Consider the following 24038-nt stretch of genomic DNA (forward strand, 5'->3'; position numbering starts at 1 on the left):
CGGGTCAGCGCCGGTGCCGGCGTCGCCGTGCACCCCGGGCAGCGAGCAGACCGGCGAGGACAGCGGCCGCCGCGGCCCCTCCCCACCGGTGCCGGGCCGCGCTGACCCCGCCGAGGAGGAGGACCAGGAGGGCTGGTCGCAGCCCGCGCGGTCGCGCCTCCGCCGCGGGTCCTCGCTCGTTCGGTGGGGCGTCGACCTGCACCGGCAGGCCTGGGTAGGCCACCCGGGCCGCGGCCACGGCCTCCTCGCACGAGTCCTCGGGATCGTTGCCGGGCAGCTGGACCGGTTTCCCGTCGGTGTCGGTGCCCACGTAGCGCCAGCGCCACGACCCGTCGTCCTCCTGGGAGACGACGACCCGCTCCCGGGGACTCACGGCACCGGGCCGGCGGGTACACGCACCGGCTCGGGCTCCGCCTGCTCGGGTTCCCGCTCCTCGTCCGGCTCCTCCGGGGCCGCCTCCCGAGGCTCCTCGGTCGCCGAGGGGGCCTCGGGCACCGGCTTGCGCCGCCGGAGGGCGCCGCGGACGTCGGCCCAGGTGAGTGCCAGGAAGCCGTCGGCGCCGCTGTCCCGCAGGGCTCGCGCCAGGACGAAGGCGACCAGCCCGGTCACGACCGGCAGGGCCGGCACCGCGACGCGGAAGGTGTAGATGAGGAGGTAGACGGGGATGCCGGTGAACTTGCTGACGACGTCGATGCTGAAGGCGGTCAGCAGCAGCCCGTAGAAGGTGAGCGCCGCGACGCCGAACGCCACCCGCCCGGGGCGCTCCCGTGGTCGCTGGAGCACCTGGTGCGGCGCACGGTCCCCGGTCATCAGCCGCTCCAGCAGCGGGTACAGGTAGAGCCCGAGAAAGGTCAGGCCCGGCAGCACGATCGCCGGTACGAACAGGGCGGGCAGCCGGTGCCCGAAGACGATCGGCTCCCACGCCGGCCACAGCCGCAGCGCGCCGTCGAGCCAGCCGACGTACCAGTCCGGTTGGGACGGGGCGGTCGCCGAGCCCGGCTCGAACGGTCCCCACAGCCAGATCGGGTTGATCTGCACCAGTCCGCCCAGCAGCAGGCACAGGGCGACGACGGCGAAGAGCAGGCCCAGGCTGCGGACCGCGTACCCGGGCCACAGCCGCGAGCCGACGACGTTGGTGTCCGTGCGCCCGGGGCCCGGGAAGTGGCTGTGCTTCTGCCGGACGAGGATGACCATGTGCGCCGTGATCAGCGTCACGATGAGCGCCGGGACGACCAGGATGTGCACGACGTACAGCCGCGGGATCATCGCCTCGGCCGGGAACTCACCGCCGAAGGCCAGGAACTCCGCCCACGCGCCGACCACCGGGATGGACAGCAGGACGGCGTTGGCCACCCGCAACCCGGTCCCGGAGAGCAGGTCGTCGGCCAGCGAGTAACCGGCGAAGCCGTTGGCGATGGCCAGCACCAGCAGCGTGACGCCGACGACCCAGTTGACCCCGCGCGGGCGGCGGAAGGCACCCGTGAAGAAGATCCGGCACAGGTGCACCACGATCGCCCCGGTGAACAGCAGCGCCGCCCAGTGGTGGGACTGGCGCGCGACGAGGCCGAAGCGCACGTCCATCGAGAGCTGCACCGACGAGGCGTAGGCCGCCGAGACCTCCGACCCGGCCAGCGGCGCGTAGCCGCCCTCGTACGTCGTCCTCGTCGTCGAGGCGTCGAAGAAGAGGGTGAGGAACACCCCGGAGAGGACGAGGTAGGTGAACGAGTAGAGCGCGATCTCGCCCATCATGAACGTCCAGTGGTCGGGGAAGACCTTGTTCAGTCCCGACCGCGCCACCGGCGAGAAACCCAAGCGGTCGTCGAGTCGCCGCACCATCCACCGCGTGATCACTCCGGCCTCCAGAAGGTCGGTCCGACCTGTCCGTCGAAGTCGCCGTCCGCGACGAGGTAGCCGTCGCCGTCCACCGCCAGCGGGAGCCGGGGCAGGGCGCGTGCCGCCGGCCCGGCCACCGCCTCGGCGCCGGAGAGGACGTCGAAGACGGACTGGTGGCAGGGGCAGAACAGCTGCCGGGTCGTCTGCTCGTACAGGCCCACCGGGCAGCCGGCGTGGGTGCAGAGCTTGGAGAAGGCGAGGATGCCGGCCACGGTGCCCTCGGCCGGTTGCTGCAGCTCGCGGGGATCCACGCGGACGACGATGGCCGTCGCGTCGTCGGCGCGCGGCATCCCCTCGGGGAAGACGGTGAGGTCGGTCCCCTGCGGGACGTCGTCGGCCCGGACGAGGTCGCCCTCGCGGGTCATGAGCCGCACGCCCCTGCGCCACGGTGTCTGGCGCAGCGCGCGTGCGGGCGGCGCGCTGGTCGGCAGGAGCAGGCTGCGCAGTGGCACGACGACCGCGGCGCCGAGGGCGAGCCCGGCCAGGAGGAGGGTGCGGCGCAGCAGCCGCGGCGTTCCGGAGCTCCCGCGGTGGAGCGTCTCGACGAACGCGGTCTGCGTCGCCTCCGGTGGCTGCATCGGTCTGCGTTCCTCGACGTAGGTGCCGCTGGGCAGCAGCTGGGCGGCCCACAGCACGAGCCCGACCGCCAGCGCGGCACACGCGGTCCCCAGCAGGCCGCCGAGCACCTGCGGTCCGGCATCCACCACGTAGGCGACGACGAAACCGACGGCGGCCGCGGCTGCACCGAGGAAGCAGGCGGAGACCCAGGCCTCCGCCGACCGGCGCTTCACGGCGCCCGCTTCCCGAGCCGGCGGATCACGACCAGGAGCAGCGCGACCCCGGCGAACCCGACGACGGTCTCGGTGACCGGTCCGATCCGGCCGAGGTCGAGGCCGCCCCGGTTCGGCAGCCGCTGCAGCTCCTGGACGTAGGTGACCACCGCGTCGACCTGTCCCTGGTCGAGGACCTCCTCCGGCCACTGCGGCATCTGGCCCGGTCCGATCCTGATCGCCTCGGCGACCTGCACCGGCGTCGCCTCCAGCAGGGACGGGGCCACCTGGCCGCCGACCTGGGTGTAGCCGGAGCCGCCGGCCGAGTGGCAGGCGGCGCAGTTCTGCAGGTAGATCTCCCGGCCGAGGGTCAGGTCCCCCGGGTGCACGGTCGGGATGGCCGGGCCGTCCCCTCCGAAGGAGGTGACGTAGGTGACCAGGGCGTCGATGTCCTGCTCGTCGAACGCCGGGGCCCGGCGCTGGGCGTCCACCCGCTCCTCGGCCAGCGGCATGCGCCCCGTCCCGACCCAGAAGTCGACCGACGCTGCGCCCACCCCGATCAGCGTCGGCCCGCGCTGGCTGCCCTGGCCGGCCTGCCCGTGGCAGCTGGCGCAGCTGCTCTGGTACAGCGACTCCCCGCGCTGGAACTGGGTCTGGCCCGGTCGCGGCGGTGCGGCGGTACCCGTGCCGGGCGCGGGTGACGGCGCTGCGGTCGCCGCCACGCCGGGCAGCGCCGAGGCGAGGACCACGCCGAGCACCAGCACGCCGAGCACCAGGGGGAAGACGCGCGGCACGCGGGCGGGGCGGCCGGTCATCCGAGCGTCAGGAGGTAGGCGGCGATGTCCCGGGCGTCGATCGCGGTGACCCCCAGGTCGGGCATGGCGGTGCCGGGCTCGACGTCCTGCGGGTCGCGGATCCAGCGTTGCAGGTTGTCGGCGTTGTTCTGCAACTCACCGGCGATGTAGCTGCGCCGCCCGAAACTGGTCAGCGGTGGGCCGACCAGGCCGACGGCGTTCTGCACCCCGGGGACCACGTGACAGGAACCGCAGCCGTACTCGGCGATCAGCGTGCGGCCGCGGTCGGGGTCGCCGAGGTCGGACTCCGCGGGAGGGAGTGCCGAACCGGGAGGGGAGCACGCGGTGACGGCGACGACCGTGAACAGTGCGGTGACCCACGGCACCGGCCCCGACCAGGAGCGCCTCACCGTTGCACCTCCTCGCGGGTCGCCACCCGGATCTCGGCCGGTACCCCCGGGGGTGGCAGCGGAACCCCGGCCGGGCTCTCCCGTTCCAGCCGGCGCAGCCAGAGCAGCACCAGGACGGCACACAGGACCAGGGACACCACGCCGGCGGGGACCCACATGAGCAACCCGGCCAGCTGCTGCTCGGTCAGCGCGTCCGGGCCGGTGCCGGTCTGTGCCGGGTAGAGCGGCCGCGGCGCGAAGGTGAGCACCGCGCCGAGCAGGTTCATGGGCAGCCCGCTGGCGACGACGTAGAGCACCGCACGGCCGTCCAGCTGGGCCGTGGGCAGGGTGACCAGGGACCAGAACCACCAGCCGACCGCGAGGAAGGCGGCGTGCTCGGTGACGTGGACCGCGGTCGAGGTCAGCGCGGCGTCGTACAGGACCGGCAGGTGCCATGCGCTGACCACGGCGGCGTGCACCGCCACGACGAGCACCGGCACGGTCGCCAGGGCCCGCCCGCGCCGGACCGGGCCGGCGGCGCGGACGACGGCGACCCGGTGCCGCCAGCGGCGGGGCAGTGCCAGGAGGAACGGCAGGCCGGGCGCCCCCAGCGCGAGCAGGGGCGCGGCGACCAGCAGCAGCACGACGTGCTGGGTCATGTGCGCCGGGAAGCTGTCCTCGACCACCGGCTCCACCGGGGGGAGCAGCACGGCCACGAGGACCGCGACCCCGGCGACGAACGCGTACCGCCGCCAGGACCAGGACGAGCAGGGGGAGGCGTCGCGCAACCGCGCCACCCCGGCGAGGTAGACGGCGACCACGGCAGCAGCCACCCCCACGAGGGCGACCGTCGGGCCCAGCGTGCTCCCGGGCTCCGCGGCGCCGTGGGCGAGGAGCCCACCGTGCACGACCCCGCCGTTCACTCGGCGCACACCGGGATCACGAAGACGGCGACGAGGCTCATCACCAGCATGATCGTGAAGAGGACGTCGGCGACCAGCCCGATGACCGCCATGAACGCCGCGCGCTGCTGGCGGAGGGCCTGCACCTGGCCGTCGGCGGGGGCGCCGTCCAGGGAGCGCCACAGCCGGTGGGCCACGACGGTGGAGGCGACCGACACGACGAGGAACAGCAGCGCGAGCACGGCGAGGACCGGGCGCAGCGGGATGCCGAGGACCTCGTCGTGGCCGGAGCGGCAGACCGTGTCCTCGATCCCCCAGTCGACGATGGTGTGCAGCGACCAGGCGACCCCGCCACCGAGGACGCCGAACCAGAGCAGCCACGGCGCGGCGCGCAACCCGAGGCGCTCCGCGGGCGAGGCGCTACCGGGGGCGCCCGGGCTCTCGTCGGCCGCGCTCCCGACGCCGCCGTGCCCCCGGGAGAGCTCGCTCACAGCTGTGCCGCCAGGTAGAGCGACGCGAAGATGAAGACCCAGACGGCCCCGACGGTGTGCCAGTACAGACCGGCGATGCGCACCACGGCGTGGTGCTTGCGGGTGATCCGGCCGGTGGCTCCCGCCACGAACACGACCAGCATCGTCAGGACCCCGAGGACGACGTGCAGCCCGTGAAACCCGGTGATGACGAAGAACAGCGAGCCGTAGGCGTTGGTCTGCGGGGTGAACTCCGTCGTCAGCTTCTCGGTGTACTCCGAGTACTGCACGTAGAGGAACGCCGCGCCCAGGAGGAGGGTAAGGCCGACGCCGACCAGCAGCCGGCCCCGCCGTCCCTTCTTGATCCCGAGGTCGGCGAAGACCAGCGGTGCACTGCTCGTGACGAGCAGGGCGGTCATGATCCACGCCTTGAGCAGCTTCGGGTCCGCGATGTCGCCCGGTGGCCAGTCGGCCCCCGTCGTCACGAACCGGACGTAGAAGTACGCGGCCAGCAGCGCGGCGAAGGCGGCGACGTCGGTGACGAGCGTCAGCACCATCCCCCACCAGCCGGGGCGGCGTCCGGCCGGGACCTCGCGGGCGACGGCACGGGGCCGGGTCGCCGCGGAGGTCACCGTGGCCGGCGCGCTCACGCCTGCGCCTCCTGGGCCTCCTGCGCCTCCTGGCGGGCCGCCCGCGGCCAGTGCCAGACGACCAGCCCGACCACGGTCAGCAGCCCGCCGGAGGCGGCCACGACCGGGGCGCCGAGCACCAGGGCGAGGGTCGCCACGAACAGGCCGCCGGCGGTGACGAGGGGGACGACCGTCTCCTCGGGCAGCTCCACGACGTGTTCGGGGACCCCGTCGAGGTCGCTGGTGCGCAGCGCCTGCTTGCCGTCGGTCAGCGTGCGCTCCGGGTCGTCCTCGTCCCGGACCATCGTCGCCAGCGTCTTCTCGTCCCACATCGGGTGCAGGCTGTGCACGGTCGGCACGACGGGGAAGTTGTAGTCCTGCGGCGGCGAGGCCGTCGCCCACTCGAGCGTGTCCCCGCCCCAGGGGTTCTCCGGGGCCGCGGGCCCGCTGCGCAGGGCGCGGGCGATGTTGAACAGCGTCAGCGCCAGCCCCACGGTCAACACGTAGGCCCCGATCGTCTCGACGAGGTTCAAGCCGTCCCAGCCCAGCCCCGACTGGTAGGTGTAGTTGCGTCGCGGCATGCCCAGCAGGCCGACGACGTGCATGGGGAAGAAGGTCGCGTTGAACCCGACGAACACCAGCCAGAAGCTCCAGCGGCCCAGCTTCTCGCTGAGCATCCGGCCGGTGAACTTGCCGAACCAGTAGTAGATCCCGGCGACGATCGGGAAGACGGCGCCGCCGAAGAGCACGTAGTGGAAGTGCGCCACGATGAAGTAGGAGTCGGTGGTCTGCTGGTCGAACGGCACGACGGCGAACATCACCCCCGTGACGCCGCCGGCGACGAAGACGACGAGGAACCCGAGGATCCACAGCATCGGGGTCCGGACCACCAGCCGGCCGAGCACGATGGTCATCAGCCAGGAGAAGTACTGGATGCCCGACGGGATGGTCACGATCAGGCTCGCCGCGCTGAAGAAGGACAGCGACAGCTGCGGCAGCCCGGTGGCGAACATGTGGTGCACCCAGACGCCGAAGCTGATGACCCCCGTCCCGATGGTGGCCAGCACGATCAGCGGGTACGCCGCGATCGGGCGGCGGGAGAACGTCGGCACGATCGCGGACACGATGCCCAGCGCCGGCAGCACGATGATGTAGACGTCGGGGTGGCCGAACAGCCAGAACAGGTGCTGCCACAGGATCGGGTCCCCGCCCGCCGACGGGTCGAAGAAGTGGAAGCCGTAGCGGCGGTCGAGGAACAGCATCAGGTTGGCGACGTTGAGCGGCGGCAGCGCGAAGACCACCATGAACGACGTCACCACGAGCGCCCACACGAACACCGGCACGCGGTTGAGCGACATCCCCGGAGCCCGCATGGTGAGCGCGGTGACGATGAAGTTGATCCCCCCCACCGTCGTCGAGATCCCGAGCAGCAGCAGGCCCAGGGAGTAGACGTCCATGCCGGCACCCGGCAGGTACTGCTCCTCGTTGAGGGGCACGTAGGCGAACCACCCGCCGTTGGGTGCGGCGCCGAACAGCAGGCTGCTCGTCATCAGCAGGCCCGCGGAGGCGAACGCCCAGTAGCCGAAGGCGTTGAGCCGTGGGAAGGCCATGTCCCGGGCGCCGAGCATGAGCGGGAACAGGTAGTTCCCGAAGCCGAAGAGCATCGGCGTCGCGAAGAAGAAGATCATCGTGGTGCCGTGCAGGGTGAACAGCTGGTTGTAGAGGTCCGGGCTCACCACGTCCAGCTGCGCGCGGGCCAGCTGCGTCCGCATCACCACGGCCTCGAGTCCGGCGACGGTGAAGAACAGCCCCGCGGTCACCATGTACCGGCGGCCGATCTTCTTGTGGTCGACGGTGGTGAACCACCCGCGGAGCCCGCCGCTCTCCTCCCAGATCGGCTCGAGCTGCTCGCCGACCGCCGCCTCGGCCGCCTTCCGCTCCTCGAGGGTGGTCATCGGCTCACTCCAGCGTCTCGAGGTAGGCGATGAGGGCGGTCAGGTCCTCCGGCGCCAGCGGCTGCGGCGGCATCAGGTTGCCCGGCTTGACCGTCTGCGAGTTCGCGATCCACCCGCCCAGCCAGCCCGGGTCGTTGGGCGCGGCACCGGCGCCGAGGTACTGCCGGCTGCCGAAGTGGGTGAGGTTCGGCCCCACGACCCCGTCGGCGGTGGTGCCGCGGATGGTGTGGCACGAGGCGCAGGAGGCGGACTCGAACACCTGCTGTCCCCGCGCGGCGACCGCGTCCGTCGGCGTCCGGGCCGGCGCGGCCTGGTCGGCCAGCCAGGCGTCGAACTCCGCTGCCGGCTGGGCGACCACCAGGAAGGCCATCCCGGCGTGCTGGGCCCCGCAGAACTCCGCGCACTGGCCGCGGTACTCGCCGGCCTCGTCGGCGAGCAGCCACAGGTCGTTGTCCTGGTTGGGGATCAGGTCCCGCTTGCTGGTCAGCGAGGGGACCCAGAAGCTGTGGACGACGTCGGCGGTGCGCAGCTGGACGTGCACCGCCCGCCCCACCGGGATGTGGATCTCGTTGGCCGTGAGGAAGTCGGGGTAGCGGACCTCCCACCACCAGTCGTGGCCGACGACCTCGACCGTCAGCTCGGCCGGCTGCGGCGGCTCCCGGTTGGCGCCCATCACACCCAGCGTGGCCACGTAGGTGCCGATCAGGATCAGGGTGGGGACGACGGCCCCGGCGATCAGCACGACCCGCTCGCCACCGCGGCGGGGTCTGACGTCGGGGCCACGGCGCAGCACCAGCGCCCACACGACGAGGAAGACGACGACCAGCACGACGGCCGTGGCGACCGCGAACAGCCCCCACCACAGCCCCGCGATGCGACGGGCCGCAGGGCCGCCGGTGTCGAGGGCCGACTGGGAGCCGGAGCAGCTGGTGAGCAGGAGCGCGGCCACCACGACCCCGGCTGACCTGCTCCGCTCCCGCGCGCCGCCCGGAGGGCGTCGGTGCATGTCGGGGACGCTAGCCACGTCCTCGGAGGCGGACAAGTTGACAGCGGACAACACTTGCTCCCGTGAAAGCGAACTGCGCACACCGTCGTCCGGAGGCAGGTGGGACCGCTGACCGACCTGCGGAGGATCCTCGTCCGGATGGCCCGCGGGTGCCCGTCCGGAGCGTCGCGCCGCCCCGCGGGGCGGCGCGGCCGGGTGCTGACCGCGGTCGTGGTGGTGGCCGCGTTGCTGGGCACCGCCGCGTGGCTGGTCGGGCCCGGGAGCTCGTCGGACGGTGCTCCGGCGGTCGGGCCGCAGGTCGGGCGGCCGGCGCCGGCCCTGTCCGGGCCGACGCTGGCCGGGAGCCGGCTCGACCTGGCCGACCTGCGCGGGCGGGTCGTGCTGGTGAACGTGTGGGCGGCCTGGTGCGCACCCTGCCGCGACGAGCTCCCGGTGCTGCTGGCGGCCGAGCGGCGGCTGCGGGACCGCGGCCTGGTGCTCGTCGGGATCGACACCCGGGACGGTCAGCGACAGGCGCGGGAGCTGCTCGCGGAGGTGGGCGGCGACCCCGCGGCGTCGGTCGTGGACCCCGACGGCCGGATCGCCGCGCGGTGGCGGGTCCCGGGGCTGCCCGCCACCTTCGTCGTCGACGGCGGGGGCACGGTGCGCGCCGCACGGCTGGGGGTGCTCACCCCGGACTGGATCGAGGCCGAGGCCGTTCCGCTGCTCGAGGCGCCGGCAGGAGGGTGACCGGCGGTGCGGCCGCGTGCGGGCCGGTCCGACCGGTGCCACCCCGGGCCGGGGGCTCCTACTCTGACGCCATGGTCGGGCAGCCCGCGGTCGGAAGCGGCCCCGCGTCGCCGCCGGCGGTGGACCCGGCAGCCGCGGCACCGGTCCTGACGCTCACCGGGGTCAGCCGGGCCCACGGCGGCCGGCCGGTCTGGGCGCCGGTCGACCTGTCGCTCGCCGCCGGCACGCTGACGCTGGTCACCGGGCCCAACGGGGCCGGCAAGACCACGCTGCTGCGTCTCGCCGCCGGGCTGCTGCGGCCGAGCACCGGGTTCCGCGCGTGCGCCGGGCGGGCCCTGTACGTGCGCGGGGGTGGGGGGCTGCGCACCGCGCAGACCGTCGCGGACGCCGTGTCGGTCACCGCGGCTCTCGCCGGTCGCGGCGCCGCGGTGCTCCCGGCGGTCGACCTGCTGGGCCTGCGCGGGCTGGCCGACCGGCGCGTCGGCACGCTGTCGGCCGGCGAGCGCGTCCGTGCGGCGCTGGCCGCCGCGATCGCCTGCGGGCCGGCCCTGCTCTGCCTCGACGAACCCACGGCGGCGCTCGACCGGCAGGGTCTGCTCGACCTGGCCGTCGTCCTCGGCGTCGTCCGCGGCAGCGGGACGGCGGTCCTGCTGGCCACCCACCAGCCCGACGTCCTGCGTCCGTCGGCCGACGCGCAGCTGGCGGTCGCCGACGGCCGGGTCGCGCTGTCGTGACCGAGCCGGTGCCGGTCGTCGCCCAGGCCGTGGCGGTGCTGCGCCGGGAGGTCGCGGTCGAGCGGGCCGGCCGCGAGGCGCTGGTCACCACCGCCCCCTACGTGGCCGCGTTCGTGGTGCTCGCCGGGCTGGCCTTCGGCCCGTCGCCGCAGCAGCTGGCGCCCGTGGCCGGGGGGACGACGTGGCTGGCGGTCCTGGGCGCCACGGTCCCGCTCGCCCGTGCGGTCGCCGCCGCCGAGGTCGCGGAGGACAGCTGGGACCTGCTGCGCGGGCTGGCCGCGCCGGGAGCCCTGTTCACCGGCAAGCTGCTGGCGGCCTGGGCCGCCCTGGCCCTGACCTGGGCGCTGGCGACCGGGCTGGTCGTGCTGCTGTTCGAGGCGCCGGTCCCGCCCCAGGCTCTCTACGGCGGGGCGCTGGGCACGCTGGCGCTCGCGGCCCTGACCACCGGGTTCGGGGTGCTGGTCGCCGCGGGTACCCGCCGCCGTGGCCTGCTCGCCGCGCTGGTCCTGCCGGCCGGGCTGCCGGCGCTGCTGGCCGGCACGCAACTGGCGACGCCCGGCGTGCCCGTGCTGCCCTGGGCGGTGCTCATGACCCTGTACGCCGCGACCGTGCTCGCCGCTGTCTGGGCGGTGTTCCCCGTCCTGCTGGAGGAGTGAGGCCATGCCTGCTGGGGAAGCCATGCCTGCTTGGGAAGCCAGGCCTGCTGAGGAAGCCAGGCCTGCTGGGGAAGCCAGGCCTGCTGGGGAAGTGGCCACGACCACCACGCGGTCCCGCCGGACCGACCGTCTGCTCGCGGCGGCCACCGTCCTCGCCGCCGGCGCCGCCGCGGTCCTGGCCCTGCTGGTCGCGCCTCCTGACGCCGTGCAGGGGCAGCCGCAGCGGTTGATGTACGTGCACGTCCCGGCGGCGTGGCTGGCCTACCTGTCCTTCGCGGCGGTCCTGGTGGCCAGCGTCGCCCACCTGGTCACCCGCGACCTGCGGTGGGACCGCCGGGCCCGGGCCGCCGCCGAGCTGGGGGTGGGCATGACCGCGCTGGCCATCGCCCTGGGCAGCATCTGGGGCCGGCCGGTCTGGGGGGCGTGGTGGGTCTGGGATCCGCGGCTGGTGACCACCGTCGTGCTGCTGCTGGTCTACCTCGGCCACCTCAGCGTCCGCGGCCTCGGCGACGACCCGGCGACCGGTGCCCGCCGGGCGGCCGCGGTCGGCGTCATCGGGTTCGTCAACGTCCCCGTCGTCCACTTCTCCGTGGTGTGGTGGCGCACGCTGCACCAGCCGGCCTCGGTGCTCTCCCCGGACCCGGCGCCGATGGACCCCCGCATGGCGACGGCCCTGGGGGTCGCCGTCCTCGCCTTCACCCTGGCCGGGGTCCTGGTGGTGCGCCGCCGGCTGAGGGTGCTGGCCGCGGCCGGACCGGCCGAGCCGGCACCGGCGCCCCTGCCCTCGCCGGTGACCGGGCCGCTGGTCGTCACCCCGAGGATCCGTCCGTGAGCGGCTGGGGCTGGGTGCTGGCCGGGTACCTGCTGACCGCGGGCACGTGGGCGGGCTACTGGGCCTGGACCCGGCCGGGCCGGGGGCAGCGGTGACCGCCGCGCCGGCACGCCCGCCGCAGGCCGCACCCCGGCGGCGGGTGCCGCTGCGGCTGCTGCTGGTGGCCGGCGTCGTCCTCCTCACGGTCGGCGTGCTGGCGGTCGCGGGCCTGCAGGGCAGCCTCGTGTACTACCGGACGACCAGCGAGCTGCTCGCCGACCCGGCGCTGCAGGGCGAACGGGTCCGGCTGGGCGGCCTGGTGGTGCGGGGGACGGTCGAGACGACGGCGGACGGGGTGCGCTTCGAGCTCACCGACGGCGTGCAGGACGTGCCGGTGGTCAACACCGGGCAGCCGCGCGGCGTCTTCCAGGAGGGCCAGGGCGCCGTGGTGGAGGGCGTCCTCGGCGCCGACGGCGTGTTCCGGTCCGACGTGCTCCTGGTCAAGCACGACAACGAGTACCGGCCGCCCGAGGACGGGACCGGCCGGCCGGCGGAGGACCGCGGATGAGGTACCTGCTCGGTCCGCTCGGGCTGGCGCTGGCCCTGGGATGCGCCGTCGTCGCGACGGGGGCGTGGGCCCTGACAGCCCGCAGCGGGCCCGGCGGGCGCGCGGCCGGGTGGGCACGCACCGGGACGAAGGGCGCCCTGTTCGGCGCCGCGCTCGCCGTCGCGGTGATGGTCGACGCCCTGGTGCAGCACGACTTCGCCGTCCGGTACGTCGCGGAGAACGGCGGCCGGGCGGTGCCGACCTACTACACCGTCATCAGCCTGTGGGCGGCCCTCGAGGGGTCGCTGCTGCTCTGGCTGCTCGTGCTGACCGGGATCACCGTCCTCGCGATGGTCCGCGTGCACCCGCGGGCGGGGGAGCTGCACCCGTGGGCGATGTCGGTGCTGTCGCTGCTGGGGGCCTTCTTCTCGGGGCTGGCGCTCTTCGCCGGGAACGCCTTCGACCGGGTCAGCCCCGTCCCCGCGGACGGGCCCGGGCCCAACCCGCTGCTGCAGGACCACCCGCTCATGGGTGTGCACCCGCCGCTGCTCTACCTCGGCTACGTCGGGATGGCGGTGCCGTTCGCCTACGCCGTCGCGGCGCTGGTCACCGGGCGCACCGGCCCGGCCTGGGTGGCCGTCGTCCGGAGCTGGACCCTGACCGCCTGGACCTGCCTCACCGCAGGCGTCGTCATGGGCGGCTGGTGGGCCTACGAGGTCCTCGGGTGGGGCGGTTACTGGAGCTGGGACCCGGTCGAGAACGCCTCGGTGCTGCCGTGGTTCACCGCCACCGCCCTGCTGCACTCGGTGATGGTCCAGCGCCGCCGCGCCACCCTGCGGCTGTGGAACCTGACCCTGGCGATCGCGACCTTCGTGCTCGTGCTGTTCGGGACGTTCCTGACCCGCAGCGGCGTCGTCGAGAGCGTGCACGCGTTCACCCGGTCGGCGATCGGGCCGGTGCTGCTCGGCTTCCTGCTCGCCGTCGTCCTCGCGGCCGGGGCGCTGTTCCTCTGGCGCTCGGACCGGCTGGGCGACGACGAGCCGCTCCTGGCCACCGTCTCGCGCGAGACGTCGTTCCTGGCCAACAACCTGCTCCTGGCCGGCCTGGCGTTCACCATCCTGCTCGGCACCACGTTCCCCCTGCTGGTCGAGGCGGTCACCGGCGACCGGCTGAGCGTGGGCGCCCCCTACTTCGACCGGATGACCGTGCCCCTGGCGCTGCTGGTCGTCCTGCTCATGGGGGTCGGCCCGCTGCTGCCGTGGGGGCGGGCGCAGGGACACCGGCTGGGCCGGCGGCTGCTGCCCTCGGCCCTGGCCGGGCTGGGGACCGTCGGCGTGCTCGGCCTGACCGGCCTGCGCGGGATCCCCGCCCTGCTCACCTTCGGCCTGGCGGTGTTCGTCGCCGGCGCCACGCTGACCCGCGGAGTCCTCGACGTCCGGCGGACGCGGACGCTGCTGCCCGGGGACCTCGGGGCCGCGGTCGGCCGGACCCTGGTCGCGCAGCGGCGGGCCTACGGCGGCCTGCTCGTGCACCTGGGGTTCGTGCTGGCCGCGGTGGCCGTGGCCGCGTCGTCGACGTACAGCAGCTCGGCGACCCAGCAGCTGGCGGTGGGGGACACCGTGCGGGTCGGGGACTGGACGGCGACCCTGCAGGAGGTCCACCGCTCGGCCGACGACCGGCGCATGTCGGTCTCCGCCGACCTGCTGCTGCGCGAGGACGGGCAGGACGTCGGGGTCTACGCGCCGCGGCTGTCCATGTACCCGAACGCGACCCAGGCGGTCGGGACGCCGTCGGTGCGGACCACGCCCACCGAGGACGCCTACCTGGTGCTCACCGAGGTCGACCCGGACGCCGGCACGGCCACGATCCGGCTGGTGGTCGACCCGCTGGTGCTCTGGTTGTGGCTCTCCGTCCCGGTCGTGGTCGCCGGCGCGGTGGTGGCCGGCTGGCCCCGCCGCCGGCCGGCCTCGGCCGACCGACCCGTCCCGCGACCCCGGGGAGAGGCGCCCGACACCGTGGAGGTGTCGGCATGACCGCCCGGGCCGACGTGCGGGGGGAGCCCGCCGCCCCGCCCCGGCGACGGCGCCGGTGGGTCGCCGCGCTGGCGCTGGTCGTCCTCGTCGCCCTGGGCGGAGCCGTGCTGGCCGGACGGCTGGGCGGGTCCGAGGCGGCGCCGTCGGCGCTGGTCGGGCAGCCCGCCCCGCCGCTGCAGGGGCAGACCCTCGACGGCGGGACCTTCGACCTGGCCCAGTGGCGGGGGGAGGTCGTCCTGGTCAACGTCTGGGCCTCCTGGTGTGCGCCGTGCCGCCGCGAGCAGCCGCTGCTGACCGAGGCGGCCGCCGCGCTGGGGCCGCGGGGGCTGCGGATCGTCGGCATCGACGTGCGGGACACCCCCGAGGACGCCCGGTCGTTCCTGGCCGAGGCCGGCTCGGCCGGCTGGCCGAGCGTGCGCGACCCGGAGGGCACGCACGCGGTCGAGTGGGGGACCTTCGCCCTCCCCGAGACCTACCTGGTCGACCGGGACGGCACGGTGGTGGCCAAGGCCGTCGGCGAGGTCGACCCGCGCTGGATCACCGACACCGTCGTGCCAGTGCTGGAGGAGGGGGCCCCGTGACGGCGCGCCGGGGAGCCGCCGCCGCCGCCGTCCTCGGGGTGGTGGTCCTGGCGGTCCTGGGGCTGTGGCGGGCCGCCGGCCCGGAGCAGCGCCCGTCCCTGCGCGAGCAGGTCGACGCCGTGGCGGCCACGCTGCGCTGCCCCACGTGTCAGGGGCTGTCGATCGAGGACAGCACGTCGGTCCTGGCGGGGGGCTCCCGGCAGGTCATCGAGGAGCAGCTCCGGGCGGGGCGGACGCCGGACGAGGTCCGCCAGTACTTCGTCGACCGCTACGGCGAGGACGTCCTGCTCAGCCCGGACCCGGACGGCCCGGGGCTGCTGGCCTGGCTGGCGCCCGCACTCGCCGTCGCGGCCGGGGGCGGGGTCGTCTGGCGTTGGCTCCGTCGGTCCCGGCGCGCTCCGGCCGCGGTGCCGGCAGCGGCGACCGACCCCGACGCCGCGGCGGCGCTGGCGGCGCACCGCACCGGGCGGCTGGACCCCGACGGCTCGTCCGCCGGTGAGGCGTTGCGGGAGGCCCTCCTCGTCCGGCTGGCCGCCGAGGAGGACGACCCGGCCGACACCGAGGCCCTGACCCGGGCCGACCGGCGGCTGGCCGCCGCGCACCGCCGGTACGCCGCCCGCAGCACCCCCGCCCGGCCGCGCCCGCCGGGGGGCGCCCTGCCGCGTCGCGCGGTCACGGTCGGCTCCGCGGCCGTCCTCCTCGCGGCCGCGGGGATCGGCGTGGTGCTGACCCTGCAGGACCGCGGCGCGGAGGACCCGGTGACCGGGGAGGCCCCGGGGCAGGGAGCGGCGCAGCCCGCGTCCGGCACCGCGCAGTTGCAGGCCGCAGCGGAGGCCCACCCGCAGGACCCGGCCGCGTGGCTCGCCCTCGGCCGGGCCCACGACCGTGCCGGGGAGTTCGACGACGCGGTGGCGGCCTACGACCGCGCCCTGCAGCTCGCACCGGCAGCGGACGACGTCGTCCTCCTGCGCGCCAACGTGCTGGTCCGCGCCGGACGGTCGGCGGAGGCGCTGCCCTCCCTGCAGGAGCTGGCCGGGCGTCACCCCGACGACCCGGACCTCCTGCTCGTCCTCGGGCTGGCCCAGTACGGGACGGGAGCTGCGGAGGCGACGGCCACCCTGCAGCGGTTCCTGGACCTGGACCCCGGGTCCCCGGCCGCACCCGGGGTCCGGGCCCTCCTGGAGGGCCGGTGATCCGGGCGCTGCTCGCAGTGCTGCTGCTGACCCTGACCGCGTGCGGCAGCGCCGGACCCGCCCCGGTCCCGGCCGGCCCACCGGTCGGCGAGCTGCGCATCGGCATGCAGGAGTACCGGTTCCAGCTGTCGGCCGGGACCCTGCGACCCGGTCCGGTGACCGTGGTCGTCACCAACGCCGGCAGCGCCGCCCACGACGTCGTCCTCGAGCAGGACCACGCGGAGATCGGCAGGAGCCGGGTCCTCGCACCGGGGGGCCGGCAGACCCTCGAGGTGCAGGTGGGCCCGGGCGCCCCGGTGCACCTCACGTGCACGCTGACCGGGCACGCCGAGGCCGGCATGCACACCTCGGTCGACGTCGCGGCGCCCTGACCCCGGCCTCCGCCGCCGGCGAGTGAGCGCGGCGCACGATGGGCACTGGAGCGGCATGGCGGTCGTCAACGTGCTGGTCCAGCGCCGTCCCGAACAGGTCTGGGACGTCCTGGCTGACGGTTCCTCCTATGCCGAGTGGGTGGTCGGCACCCGCGAGATCCGCGCGGTCGACGACGGGTGGCCCGCGCTCGGGACGAGGATCCACTACACCGTCGGCCTCGGCCCGGTGACCCTGAACGGGAGCACCACGGTCCGTCACGTGGAGCCGGGCCGTCAGCTGGGACTGGAGGCCGACGCCCAGCCGATCGGGTCCGCCCGCATCGCGATCGACCTCCTCGACTGGGGCGACGACACGGTGGTGGTCCTCGACGAGCACCCGCTGCGCGGGCCCGGGTACCGACTGCACAACACGCTGTCGGACGCGGTCCTGCTGCTGCGCGGCCGCCCGATGGTGCACAACCTGGCCCGTCTGGTGGAGCGCCGCCATCCCCGGGAGGGCGCCAGCGGAGCAGGCGGTCGCTGACGCCGGACGGACGTGGTCGGACCGGGCCGGCCGGTCCCCCCGGCGGTCGCCGCCGCCGGGGTGTGTCCTGCGGATCACGGCGGGGTCGGCCACCCGGTGAGCGGCCGCGACGCCGTCGTCCCTCAGCCGGTCGGGGACGCCGGAGCCGGCGTCCCCGGATCCCCGGAGGAGAGCACCCGGACGCCCACCACACCGCCGACGGTCCGGGCGAGCGCGGAGACCGCCTGCTCCTCGACCTCGGCGGACGGGTCGGGGACGCCGCGGGTGCGCCGGATCGTGGCCAGACCGTCGCTGACCGAGACCGACCACGAGCCGAGCTCTCCGGTGTAGCCCTCGACCAGGCGCAGCAGGTCGTCCCGGATCTGCTCGTCCGGGCGGACCAGGGTCCGCAGCAGGTCGCGCCGGCTGACGATGCCCACCAGGCGCTCCCCGTCGACCACGGGCACGCTGCGCAGCCGGTCGTCGACGAAGAGCCGGGCGACGTCGGCGAGGTCCGCCGTGGGCTCCACCGTGCGGACGCCCCGCGTCATCACCCCGTGCACCAGCGAGGCCGGCGGCTTGGGCGGCTCGCTGCGCTGCACGTGCAGCCGGGGGTCCTGGGGCAGGCGGTCGCGCAGGACGTCGGCCTCGGCGACGATGCCGACGAGCCGGTCGTCGTCGTCGAGGACCGGCAGGGCCGCGAAGCCGTGCTCGGCCATGACCTCCGCCGCGTACTTGGCGGACGTCTCCGGTCCCACGGTGACGACCTCGCGGGTCATGACGTCTCTGGCCTGCACGGCTCTCCCTCGACGGCGGGTCGGTGCGCAGGACGCTAGGCAGCGCCGCCGGCTGTTCCCAGGGTCGCCGGGCGTGCCCCGGTCGGGACCTCCGCCCCTGCTCCGCCCGCGGGGACCCTCCTCCTCCGCGTGACGAAGGTCCCCGGCCGCGGGGACGTCGGCCTGCGGCTCGCGCCCGGCACGGCGGCGGAGGCTCGACCTGCCCGGGACCGGCCCGGGCGGAGAGCGAGGTGCCCCGGTGACCAGTGGGACCCCGACGGACGAGCGCTCCGGCGGCGCGGACGGCGTCCCCGACGCCCCGGGAGCCGGTCGGGTCGTGGTGGGCGTCGACGGCTCGCCGGGCGCGTTCGCCGCCCTGGTCTGGACCCTGGCCGCGGCCGCCCGGTCCGGGGCGGAGGTCGAGGTGGTCAGCACCTTCCCGGTCGGCGCCTACTGGACCGACCCGTACCGCGCGGACGCCGGCCGCACCGACACCGCCCGGTCGGACACCGAGGCCCGCACCCGGGCGTTCCTCGCCGAGGCGATGGGCGAGCCGACCGTGACCGCCGTGCCGCGCGCCGCGGCGGTCCGCGTGCACGTCACCGTCGGAGCCGGCACCCCGGCCGAGTACCTGGTCCGGCGGGCCGAGGGCGCCCGCCTGCTGGTCGTGGGCAGCCGCGGGCGGGGCGGCGTCCGCAGCACCCTGCTGGGCTCGGTGGCGCTGCACTGCGCGGTGCACGCGCCGTGCCCGGTGATGGTCGTCCGCCCGCAGCCGGCCCGGGCGCCCGCCGCGCCGCGGGCCGCCGCCGCGCCCGCCTCCCCCTGACCGATCGGCTGCGGGTCGGTGCGCGCGTGGGTGGTCGGCGTCCCGGGGCCGGTCGACGCGGGGGCGGTCGACGAGGGGCCGCTGCGGCGGGTCGAGCGCGGCGAGCCGGTGCCCGGGCCGGGCCAGGTGCGGGTCGACGTCACCTGCTGCGGGGTCTGCCGCACCGACCTGCACCTGGCCGAGGGGGACCTGCCGCCGCGCCGCCCCGCGGTGACCCCCGGGCACGAGGTGGTCGGCCGGGTGGCGGCCCTCGGCCCGGGCGCCGGGCGGTTCGCCGTCGGCGACCGGGTCGGCGTGCCCTGGCTGGGCGGCACCGACGGCAGCTGCCGGTTCTGCCGGCGCGGCGAGGAGAACCTGTGCACCTCCCCGGTGTTCACCGGCTGGGACGTCGACGGCGGCTACGCCGACGCCTGCCTGGTCGACGAGCGGTTCGCCTACGCGCTCCCCGACGGGCTGGCCGACGAGCAGGCGGCGCCGCTGCTGTGCGCCGGGATCATCGGCTACCGGGCGCTGCGCGCCGCCGACGTCCCACCCGCCGGCCGGCTCGGCGTCTACGGCTTCGGCGGCAGCGCGCACCTGACCGCCCAGGTCGCCCTCGCCCAGGGCCTGCGGGTGCACGTGCTCACCCGGGGCGAGCACAACCGCCGGCTCGCCGAGCAGCTGGGGGTGGACTCGGTGGGTGCGGCGACCGACGTCCCGCCCGAGCCGCTGGACGGCGCGGTCCTCTTCGCCCCGGCGGGCGAGCTGGTGCCGGTCGCGCTGCGCGCCCTCGACCGCGGCGGCACCCTGGCCGTCGCCGGGATCTGGCTGTCGGCCATCCCGCCGCTGGACTACGCCGCCGAGCTGTTCGAGGAGCGCCGGCTGCGCAGCGTCACGGCCAACACCCGCCGCGACGGGGAGGAGTTCCTCCGGCTCGCCGTCCGGCTCGGCGTCCGGGCCACCACCGTGGCCTATCCGCTGGACGACGCCCCGCGCGCGCTGTCCGACCTGGCCCACGGCCGCTTCGGAGGCGCGGCGGTGCTGCACACCTGAAGGTCGAAGGACCCCGTCCTCCCCACCCTTCGCAAGCTCAGGGCGGGGTCCGGGACGGGGCCGTGCAGGGGGGCCGAGGGGCGTCAGATCCAGGTCGTCCCCCCGCGGCCGTCGGGGACGGGGCGCCGCCCGGACGGGCCCACCGCCGGGCCGACCGGCCAGCCGCTCGCGCCGGACCGGCGCGGCGTCTCCGGCGGGTCCGGCCGGCTGCTGTTCTCGACGACCGCGGAACGCGCCCGCCGCGGCGTGCGCTCCGTGGACGCCGCCCGGCCGATGCGCACGACGAACTGAGGGTGGGCGTGCGGGGCGAGCGCCGAGCGCAGCTGCGCGCGCGTCTGCGGCACCTCGACGATCTGGGTCAGGGGGCTGGCCACCCAGCGGAGCGCGGTGAGGCGCAGCAGCACCCGCTCCAGCGCCTCCCCGGACCGCAGCCAGTCCATCGGCTCGTCCCCCCGGGTGGTCAGGAGCACCAGGGTCTGCTCGGTGCCCGAGTGGGTGTCCGCGGGCAGCGCACCGGAGCCGGCGGTGTCGAAGTCCCGGAGGGGGAGGGCGTCGGACTGGCGACCGTCGACGTGGGGGACGGCGGAGTCGGGGATGCCGTCGCGGTCGGCGGGCCGGCGGTGGGTCCACCGCCGCAGCTCGGCGCGGTAGGCGGCGTCGGCGTTCTGCTCCCGGTCGGCCTGCTGCGTCAGCCGGGCGAGCAGCTCCAGGGAGTCGGCCCGTGCGACCGGGACCAGCCCGGCGCCCTCGGCCGCGGCGTCCCGGGCCAGGGCGGAGAGCACGTCGTCGGGCACGGGGGCGTCGGCGAAGCGGCGCCGGTTGGTCCGCCGCTTGGCAACGGCGGGCCCGAGCTCGGCCAGCGCGGCGTCGGGGTCGCCGTCGACGGGCCGGACGACGGCCAGCAGGTCGGGCTCGTCGGGGGAGGGCAGCCGCTCGACCGCCACGGCCCGGCCGGCCGCGGCGACGGCGACCCGGGCGTTCAACAGCGCCGCGCCGACGCTCTGCACCAGCTCCCGCCCGGCGGGGTCGAGGACGGTCAGCTGGCGGGAGCGGTCCGCCTCCAGGTCCAGGCGGTCCGGGTGCAGCACGATCCGCCACGGCTGGGTGTTGTGCACCGACGGCGCGAGCAGCGCCGCGTCGGCGGCGTCCTCGAGCACCTCGGTCAGCCGCTCGGGCGTCCGGCTGCGGGCCGGGGGCTGCAGGGTGTGCGGACTCGGCATGGGGCCTCCTCGGACGGCGCTGTCGCCCGAGCCTCCGTCCGGCGGCCCGCGGCCCGCCGGGGGCGGCGGTCACGTCCGCCGGGACGAACGTCCCTCCCGTCCCCGCGCCGAGCGACCCGACTCCGCCCCTCGTGCGGGCGCTGGCCGACGAGGGCCGGCGGTGCGCGCCGACGCGGGGCTGGCCGAGGGGCCGTCCACCTGGGACGGTCGGTTCGTGAGCGCACCCGTCGGCGCGGTGCACGCCATCCCCACCGCGCCGCCGGCGACCGCGCCGGCCCGACCCACCACCCGGACCCCGAGGGAGCCCCACCATGACCACCGCGATCGAGCAGCCTCCGGCCGGCGTGCCGGATGCGACGGCGGCGCGCGCCGCGGATCACCTGTGGATGCACTTCGCCCGCCAGGGCCGCCACCCGGAGACGCCGATCCCGGTCATCACCCGCGGGGAGGGCGCCTACCTCTGGGACAACCGGGGCCGCAAGGTCCTCGACGGGCTGTCCGGGCTGTTCGTCGTCCAGGTCGGGCACGGCCGCCGGGAGCTGGCCGAGGTCGCCGCCAAACAGGCCGCCGAGCTGGCCTACTTCCCGGTGTGGGGCTACACCACCCCGGTGCAGGCCGAGCTGGCCGAGCGGCTGGCCGATCTGGCGCCGGGCGAGCTGAACCGGGTGTTCTTCACCACCGGCGGCGGGGAGGCGGTGGAGTCGGCGTGGAAGGCCGCCAAGCAGTACTTCAAGCTCATCGGCAAGCCGGGCAAGACCAAGGTGATCAGCCGGGCGGTGGCCTATCACGGCACGCCGCACGGCGCGCTGGCCATCACCGGGCTGCCGGCGATGAAGAAGGACTTCGAGCCGCTGGCCCCGGGCGGGTTGCGGGTGCCCAACACCAACCTCTACCGCCATCCGGAGTTCGCCGAGGACCCCAAGGCCTTCGGCCGGTGGGCCGCCGACCGGATCGAGGAGGCGATCCTGTTCGAAGGCGCGGACACCGTGGCCGCTGTGTTCCTCGAGCCGGTGCAGAACTCCGGGGGCTGTCTGACCCCGCCGCCGGGCTACTTCGAGCGGGTCCGCGAGATCTGCGATCGGCACGACGTACTGCTGGTGTCTGACGAGGTGATCTGCGCGTTCGGCCGGCACGGCACGACGTTCGCCTGCGCCAAGTTCGGCTACACCCCGGACCTGATCACCTGCGCCAAGGGGATGAGCTCCGGGTACGGCGCGATCGGGGCGATGATCGCCTCGGAGCAGGTGATCGAGCCGTTCCTGCGCCCGGGTGTGGCCTTTGCGCACGGTTACACCTTCGGCGGGCATCCGGTGGCCGCGGCGGTGTCGTTGGCCAACCTCGACCTCATGGAGCGCGAGGGGCTTCACCGGCGGGTGCTGGACCACGAGGCCGCGTTGGGCGCGACCTTGCGTCGGCTGTTGGACCTGCCGATCGTCGGGGATGTGCGCGGGGACGGGTATTTCTGGGCCGTGGAGCTGGTCAAGGACAAGGCCAGCCGGCAGACCTTCGACGCCGCCGAGCGGGAGCGGTTGGTCCGCGGGTTTCTGCCCGGGGCGTTGTTCGAGGCCGGTTTGTACTGCCGGCCCGATGACCGCGGTGACGTGGTGGTGCAGGTGGCGCCGCCGCTGATCTGCGGACAGGCGGAGTTCGACCAGATGGAGCAGATCCTGCGGCACACCCTCACCGAGGCCCAAGGGCTGATCTGACGGCGGAGCGCGACGGCGCGCCCCCGGCACCGTGCGGTCCCGGGCGGCGCGCCGACGCGAGGGGTGCGGCCGGGGTCAGCCGGCGGTGGCGGCCGACGTCCCCAGCCGGTCGGCGTCGGCCCGCGCCCGCCTCGGGAGGACGCGGATGCCCAGCACGGCCAGCAGGCTGAGCAGCGAGAGGACCGCCACGTAGACCGCGATCGGCGTGGAGGACCCGTAGGCGCCGTAGAGGGCGGTGGCCACGATCGGGGTGACCGCGCCGCCGATCATGCCGCCGAGCTGGTAGGCGATCGAGATGCCGCTGTAGCGGGTCCTCACCTCGAAGATCTCGGTGAACAGGCCGCCCTGCGCGCCGGCCATGATGCCCTGCACCATCGCCGCGACGACGAACGCCAGCAGCGCCGCGGCCTCGTTCCCCGTGTTCACCAGCGCGAACAGCGGCAGCGGCCAGACGACCGCGGTCAGCGCGCCGAGCGCGAACACCGGCTTGGACCCGAACCGGTCGGACAGGACCGCGGCCGCCACGATCGTGGCCACCCAGACCAGCGTCGAGGCGAGGATCAGCCACAGCAGCGTCGTCCGGTCGTAGCCGACGACCGTGGTGCCGTAGGTGAGCATGTAGACGATCACCGTGTAGCCCACCGCGGGCGGCGCGATCGAGGCGATGCTGGCCAGGACCAGCGTGCGCGGCTGGCGCCGGAACAGCTCGGCCACCGGGATCCTGCTGACCTCGTCCTCCTCCTTCACCTGCTGGAACTCCGGCGCGTCCTGCAGCCTGCTGCGGACCAGGAAGCCGACGACGACGAGCACGATGCTGATGAGGAAGGGGATCCGCCAGCCCCAGGACAGGAAGTCGTCGTCGGACACGCCGGACACGGCGAGGAAGGCCAGGTTCGAGGTGAGGACGCCGATCGGGACGCCGAACTGGGCGAAGCTGCCGTACACGGCGCGGCGGCGCGGGCCGGCGTGCTCGGTCGCGATGAGCACCGCGCCGCCCCACTCGCCGCCGACGCCGAAGCCCTGGATCAGCCGCAGCGCGACGAGCAGCAGCGGCGCGCCGATCCCGATGGCGGCGTAGGTGGGCAGCACGCCGATGAGGAAGGTCGACCCGCCGGTGAGCAGCAGGGTGAGCACCAGCATGGACTTGCGGCCGATGCGGTCACCGAAGTGGCCGATGACCGCGGCACCCAGGGGGCGGGCGGCGAAACCGACGGCGAAGGTCGCGAACGACGCGATCGTGCCCGCGGTCGGGTCGAACTCCGGGTAGAAGGCGGTACCGAACACCAGGGCGGCGGCGGTGCCGAAGATGTAGTAGTCGTACCACTCGATCGACGTGCCGATGAAGCTGGCCGCGAAGATGCCCTTCTTCGACGGCCCGGCCGTCGCACGGGCGGGGCGGGTGGGTGTGGCCACGGGGATGCGCTCCTCTGGACGCCGCTGTGCAGGGTGCGGGAACCGGTGGGAGCACCGGTTGCACCACTCCTGCCATGGAAACCGGTCCGGTCACGGATGT

The 24038-nt window shown here is 75.3% G+C and carries 26 protein-coding genes; 13 read left to right on the top strand and 13 right to left on the bottom strand.

Features of this window, described 5'->3' with window-relative positions; translation table 11 throughout:
- Positions 1 to 4: 4 nt before the first annotated feature.
- The 10 genes from DQ238_RS03470 to coxB form a co-directional block, all read right to left on the bottom strand.
- Positions 5 to 373 (bottom strand): hypothetical protein, encoded by a 369-nt coding sequence (locus tag DQ238_RS03470; protein WP_113779930.1) that lies wholly within the window; start codon positions 371 to 373, stop codon positions 5 to 7.
- A complete protein-coding gene (locus DQ238_RS03475; protein WP_199506113.1) occupies positions 370 to 1851 on the bottom strand; it encodes a ubiquinol-cytochrome c reductase cytochrome b subunit in 1482 nt (493 codons plus the stop codon). The genes DQ238_RS03470 and DQ238_RS03475 overlap by 4 nt, the downstream gene beginning before the upstream one ends.
- Positions 1848 to 2684, bottom strand: coding sequence for a ubiquinol-cytochrome c reductase iron-sulfur subunit (locus DQ238_RS03480; RefSeq protein WP_113779931.1), 837 nt, complete (start codon positions 2682 to 2684; stop codon positions 1848 to 1850). The genes DQ238_RS03475 and DQ238_RS03480 overlap by 4 nt, the downstream gene beginning before the upstream one ends.
- Entirely contained in the window at positions 2681 to 3478 is a 798-nt protein-coding gene (locus DQ238_RS03485) for a c-type cytochrome (RefSeq protein WP_113779932.1), read from the bottom strand. The genes DQ238_RS03480 and DQ238_RS03485 overlap by 4 nt, the downstream gene beginning before the upstream one ends.
- Positions 3475 to 3867 (bottom strand): cytochrome c family protein, encoded by a 393-nt coding sequence (locus tag DQ238_RS03490; RefSeq protein WP_199506114.1) that lies wholly within the window; start codon positions 3865 to 3867, stop codon positions 3475 to 3477. The genes DQ238_RS03485 and DQ238_RS03490 overlap by 4 nt, the downstream gene beginning before the upstream one ends.
- Complete coding sequence (locus tag DQ238_RS22670) at positions 3864 to 4685, bottom strand: cytochrome c oxidase assembly protein (RefSeq protein ID WP_158550703.1); 822 nt, start codon at positions 4683 to 4685, stop codon at positions 3864 to 3866. Before DQ238_RS22670 ends, DQ238_RS03490 begins: the two co-directional genes overlap by 4 nt.
- Positions 4686 to 4765: 80 nt before the next feature.
- Positions 4766 to 5239, bottom strand: coding sequence for a hypothetical protein (locus DQ238_RS22675; RefSeq protein ID WP_158550704.1), 474 nt, complete (start codon positions 5237 to 5239; stop codon positions 4766 to 4768).
- The gene (locus DQ238_RS03500) at positions 5236 to 5868 is read right to left on the bottom strand and encodes a cytochrome c oxidase subunit 3 (protein WP_113779934.1); all 633 of its coding nucleotides are present in this window, start codon (positions 5866 to 5868) and stop codon (positions 5236 to 5238) included. Before DQ238_RS03500 ends, DQ238_RS22675 begins: the two co-directional genes overlap by 4 nt.
- On the bottom strand, positions 5865 to 7802 hold the full coding sequence (gene ctaD, locus DQ238_RS03505) for a cytochrome c oxidase subunit I (RefSeq protein ID WP_113779935.1): 1938 nt from the start codon (positions 7800 to 7802) through the stop codon (positions 5865 to 5867). Before ctaD ends, DQ238_RS03500 begins: the two co-directional genes overlap by 4 nt.
- A 4-nt stretch (positions 7803 to 7806) precedes the next feature.
- The gene (coxB, locus tag DQ238_RS03510; RefSeq protein WP_113779936.1) at positions 7807 to 8808 is read right to left on the bottom strand and encodes a cytochrome c oxidase subunit II; all 1002 of its coding nucleotides are present in this window, start codon (positions 8806 to 8808) and stop codon (positions 7807 to 7809) included.
- A 99-nt stretch (positions 8809 to 8907) separates the two neighbouring features.
- Here coxB and DQ238_RS03515 point away from each other — a divergent pair, with 99 nt between their 5' ends.
- The 10 genes from DQ238_RS03515 to DQ238_RS24190 all read left to right on the top strand — a co-directional run bounded on the left by DQ238_RS03515 (position 8908) and on the right by DQ238_RS24190 (position 16986).
- Positions 8908 to 9537, top strand: a complete 630-nt coding sequence (locus DQ238_RS03515; protein WP_113779937.1) for a redoxin domain-containing protein — start codon at positions 8908 to 8910, stop codon at positions 9535 to 9537.
- Between the two features lie 71 nt (positions 9538 to 9608).
- Positions 9609 to 10271 carry an ATP-binding cassette domain-containing protein gene (locus DQ238_RS03520; RefSeq protein WP_147263002.1) on the top strand — a complete coding sequence of 221 codons (663 nt, stop codon included), beginning with the start codon at positions 9609 to 9611 and terminating at the stop codon, positions 10269 to 10271.
- On the top strand, positions 10268 to 10927 hold the full coding sequence (locus DQ238_RS22680) for a heme exporter protein CcmB (RefSeq protein WP_158550705.1): 660 nt from the start codon (positions 10268 to 10270) through the stop codon (positions 10925 to 10927). Before DQ238_RS03520 ends, DQ238_RS22680 begins: the two co-directional genes overlap by 4 nt.
- Before the next feature lie 91 nt (positions 10928 to 11018).
- The gene (gene ccsA, locus DQ238_RS03530; protein ID WP_233495679.1) at positions 11019 to 11759 is read left to right on the top strand and encodes a cytochrome c biogenesis protein CcsA; all 741 of its coding nucleotides are present in this window, start codon (positions 11019 to 11021) and stop codon (positions 11757 to 11759) included.
- Between the two features lie 91 nt (positions 11760 to 11850).
- On the top strand, positions 11851 to 12306 hold the full coding sequence (locus tag DQ238_RS03535; protein ID WP_199506115.1) for a cytochrome c maturation protein CcmE: 456 nt from the start codon (positions 11851 to 11853) through the stop codon (positions 12304 to 12306).
- Positions 12303 to 14318, top strand: coding sequence for a heme lyase CcmF/NrfE family subunit (locus DQ238_RS03540; protein ID WP_113779940.1), 2016 nt, complete (start codon positions 12303 to 12305; stop codon positions 14316 to 14318). Before DQ238_RS03535 ends, DQ238_RS03540 begins: the two co-directional genes overlap by 4 nt.
- Entirely contained in the window at positions 14315 to 14899 is a 585-nt protein-coding gene (locus DQ238_RS03545) for a redoxin domain-containing protein (protein WP_113779941.1), read from the top strand. Before DQ238_RS03540 ends, DQ238_RS03545 begins: the two co-directional genes overlap by 4 nt.
- On the top strand, positions 14896 to 16092 hold the full coding sequence (locus DQ238_RS03550; RefSeq protein ID WP_158550706.1) for a cytochrome c-type biogenesis protein CcmH: 1197 nt from the start codon (positions 14896 to 14898) through the stop codon (positions 16090 to 16092). Before DQ238_RS03545 ends, DQ238_RS03550 begins: the two co-directional genes overlap by 4 nt.
- Positions 16089 to 16463: a hypothetical protein gene (locus DQ238_RS03555; protein ID WP_113779943.1), complete on the top strand. Its 375-nt coding sequence runs from the start codon at positions 16089 to 16091 to the stop codon at positions 16461 to 16463. The genes DQ238_RS03550 and DQ238_RS03555 overlap by 4 nt, the downstream gene beginning before the upstream one ends.
- A gap of 55 nt (positions 16464 to 16518) precedes the next feature.
- Positions 16519 to 16986: an SRPBCC family protein gene (locus DQ238_RS24190; RefSeq protein WP_113779944.1), complete on the top strand. Its 468-nt coding sequence runs from the start codon at positions 16519 to 16521 to the stop codon at positions 16984 to 16986.
- A gap of 122 nt (positions 16987 to 17108) precedes the next feature.
- On the opposite strand, the gene DQ238_RS03565 is transcribed toward DQ238_RS24190, so the two are convergent.
- Complete coding sequence (locus tag DQ238_RS03565) at positions 17109 to 17762, bottom strand: HPP family protein (RefSeq protein ID WP_147263004.1); 654 nt, start codon at positions 17760 to 17762, stop codon at positions 17109 to 17111.
- Positions 17763 to 18000: 238 nt separating this feature from the next.
- Here DQ238_RS03565 and DQ238_RS03570 point away from each other — a divergent pair, with 238 nt between their 5' ends.
- Both DQ238_RS03570 and DQ238_RS03575 read left to right on the top strand, forming a co-directional pair.
- Positions 18001 to 18567, top strand: coding sequence for a universal stress protein (locus tag DQ238_RS03570; RefSeq protein ID WP_158550707.1), 567 nt, complete (start codon positions 18001 to 18003; stop codon positions 18565 to 18567).
- Between the two features lie 18 nt (positions 18568 to 18585).
- Positions 18586 to 19599: a zinc-dependent alcohol dehydrogenase family protein gene (locus DQ238_RS03575; protein ID WP_113779947.1), complete on the top strand. Its 1014-nt coding sequence runs from the start codon at positions 18586 to 18588 to the stop codon at positions 19597 to 19599.
- Between the two features lie 83 nt (positions 19600 to 19682).
- Here DQ238_RS03575 and DQ238_RS03580 read toward each other — a convergent pair whose 3' ends face one another.
- Complete coding sequence (locus DQ238_RS03580) at positions 19683 to 20819, bottom strand: nitroreductase (protein ID WP_113779948.1); 1137 nt, start codon at positions 20817 to 20819, stop codon at positions 19683 to 19685.
- 311 nt (positions 20820 to 21130) lie between these two features.
- On the opposite strand from DQ238_RS03580, the gene DQ238_RS03585 reads away from it, so the two are divergent.
- Positions 21131 to 22525, top strand: coding sequence for an aspartate aminotransferase family protein (locus tag DQ238_RS03585; RefSeq protein WP_113779949.1), 1395 nt, complete (start codon positions 21131 to 21133; stop codon positions 22523 to 22525).
- A 75-nt stretch (positions 22526 to 22600) separates the two neighbouring features.
- Here the strand turns inward: DQ238_RS03585 and DQ238_RS03590 are convergent, their stop codons facing one another.
- Entirely contained in the window at positions 22601 to 23938 is a 1338-nt protein-coding gene (locus DQ238_RS03590) for an MFS transporter (RefSeq protein WP_199506116.1), read from the bottom strand.
- Positions 23939 to 24038 lie beyond the last annotated feature (100 nt).

Origin of the sequence: Geodermatophilus sp. TF02-6, assembly GCF_003319115.1 — a bacterium.
Classification (GTDB): domain Bacteria; phylum Actinomycetota; class Actinomycetes; order Mycobacteriales; family Geodermatophilaceae; genus Geodermatophilus.

Bases quoted from the DNA above. Each gene is read 5' to 3' on its own strand.
- coxB (WP_113779936.1), bottom strand. From the start codon at position 8,808: ATGCACCGACGCCCTCCGGGCGGCGCGCGGGAGCGGAGCAGGTCAGCC.
- ctaD (WP_113779935.1), bottom strand. From the start codon at position 7,802: ATGACCACCCTCGAGGAGCGGAAGGCGGCCGAGGCGGCGGTCGGCGAG.
- DQ238_RS03485 (WP_113779932.1), bottom strand. From the start codon at position 3,478: ATGACCGGCCGCCCCGCCCGCGTGCCGCGCGTCTTCCCCCTGGTGCTC.
- DQ238_RS03540 (WP_113779940.1), top strand. From the start codon at position 12,303: ATGAGGTACCTGCTCGGTCCGCTCGGGCTGGCGCTGGCCCTGGGATGC.
- DQ238_RS03585 (WP_113779949.1), top strand. From the start codon at position 21,131: ATGACCACCGCGATCGAGCAGCCTCCGGCCGGCGTGCCGGATGCGACG.
- DQ238_RS03580 (WP_113779948.1), bottom strand. From the start codon at position 20,819: ATGCCGAGTCCGCACACCCTGCAGCCCCCGGCCCGCAGCCGGACGCCC.
- DQ238_RS24190 (WP_113779944.1), top strand. From the start codon at position 16,519: ATGGCGGTCGTCAACGTGCTGGTCCAGCGCCGTCCCGAACAGGTCTGG.
- DQ238_RS03545 (WP_113779941.1), top strand. From the start codon at position 14,315: ATGACCGCCCGGGCCGACGTGCGGGGGGAGCCCGCCGCCCCGCCCCGG.
- DQ238_RS03520 (WP_147263002.1), top strand. From the start codon at position 9,609: ATGGTCGGGCAGCCCGCGGTCGGAAGCGGCCCCGCGTCGCCGCCGGCG.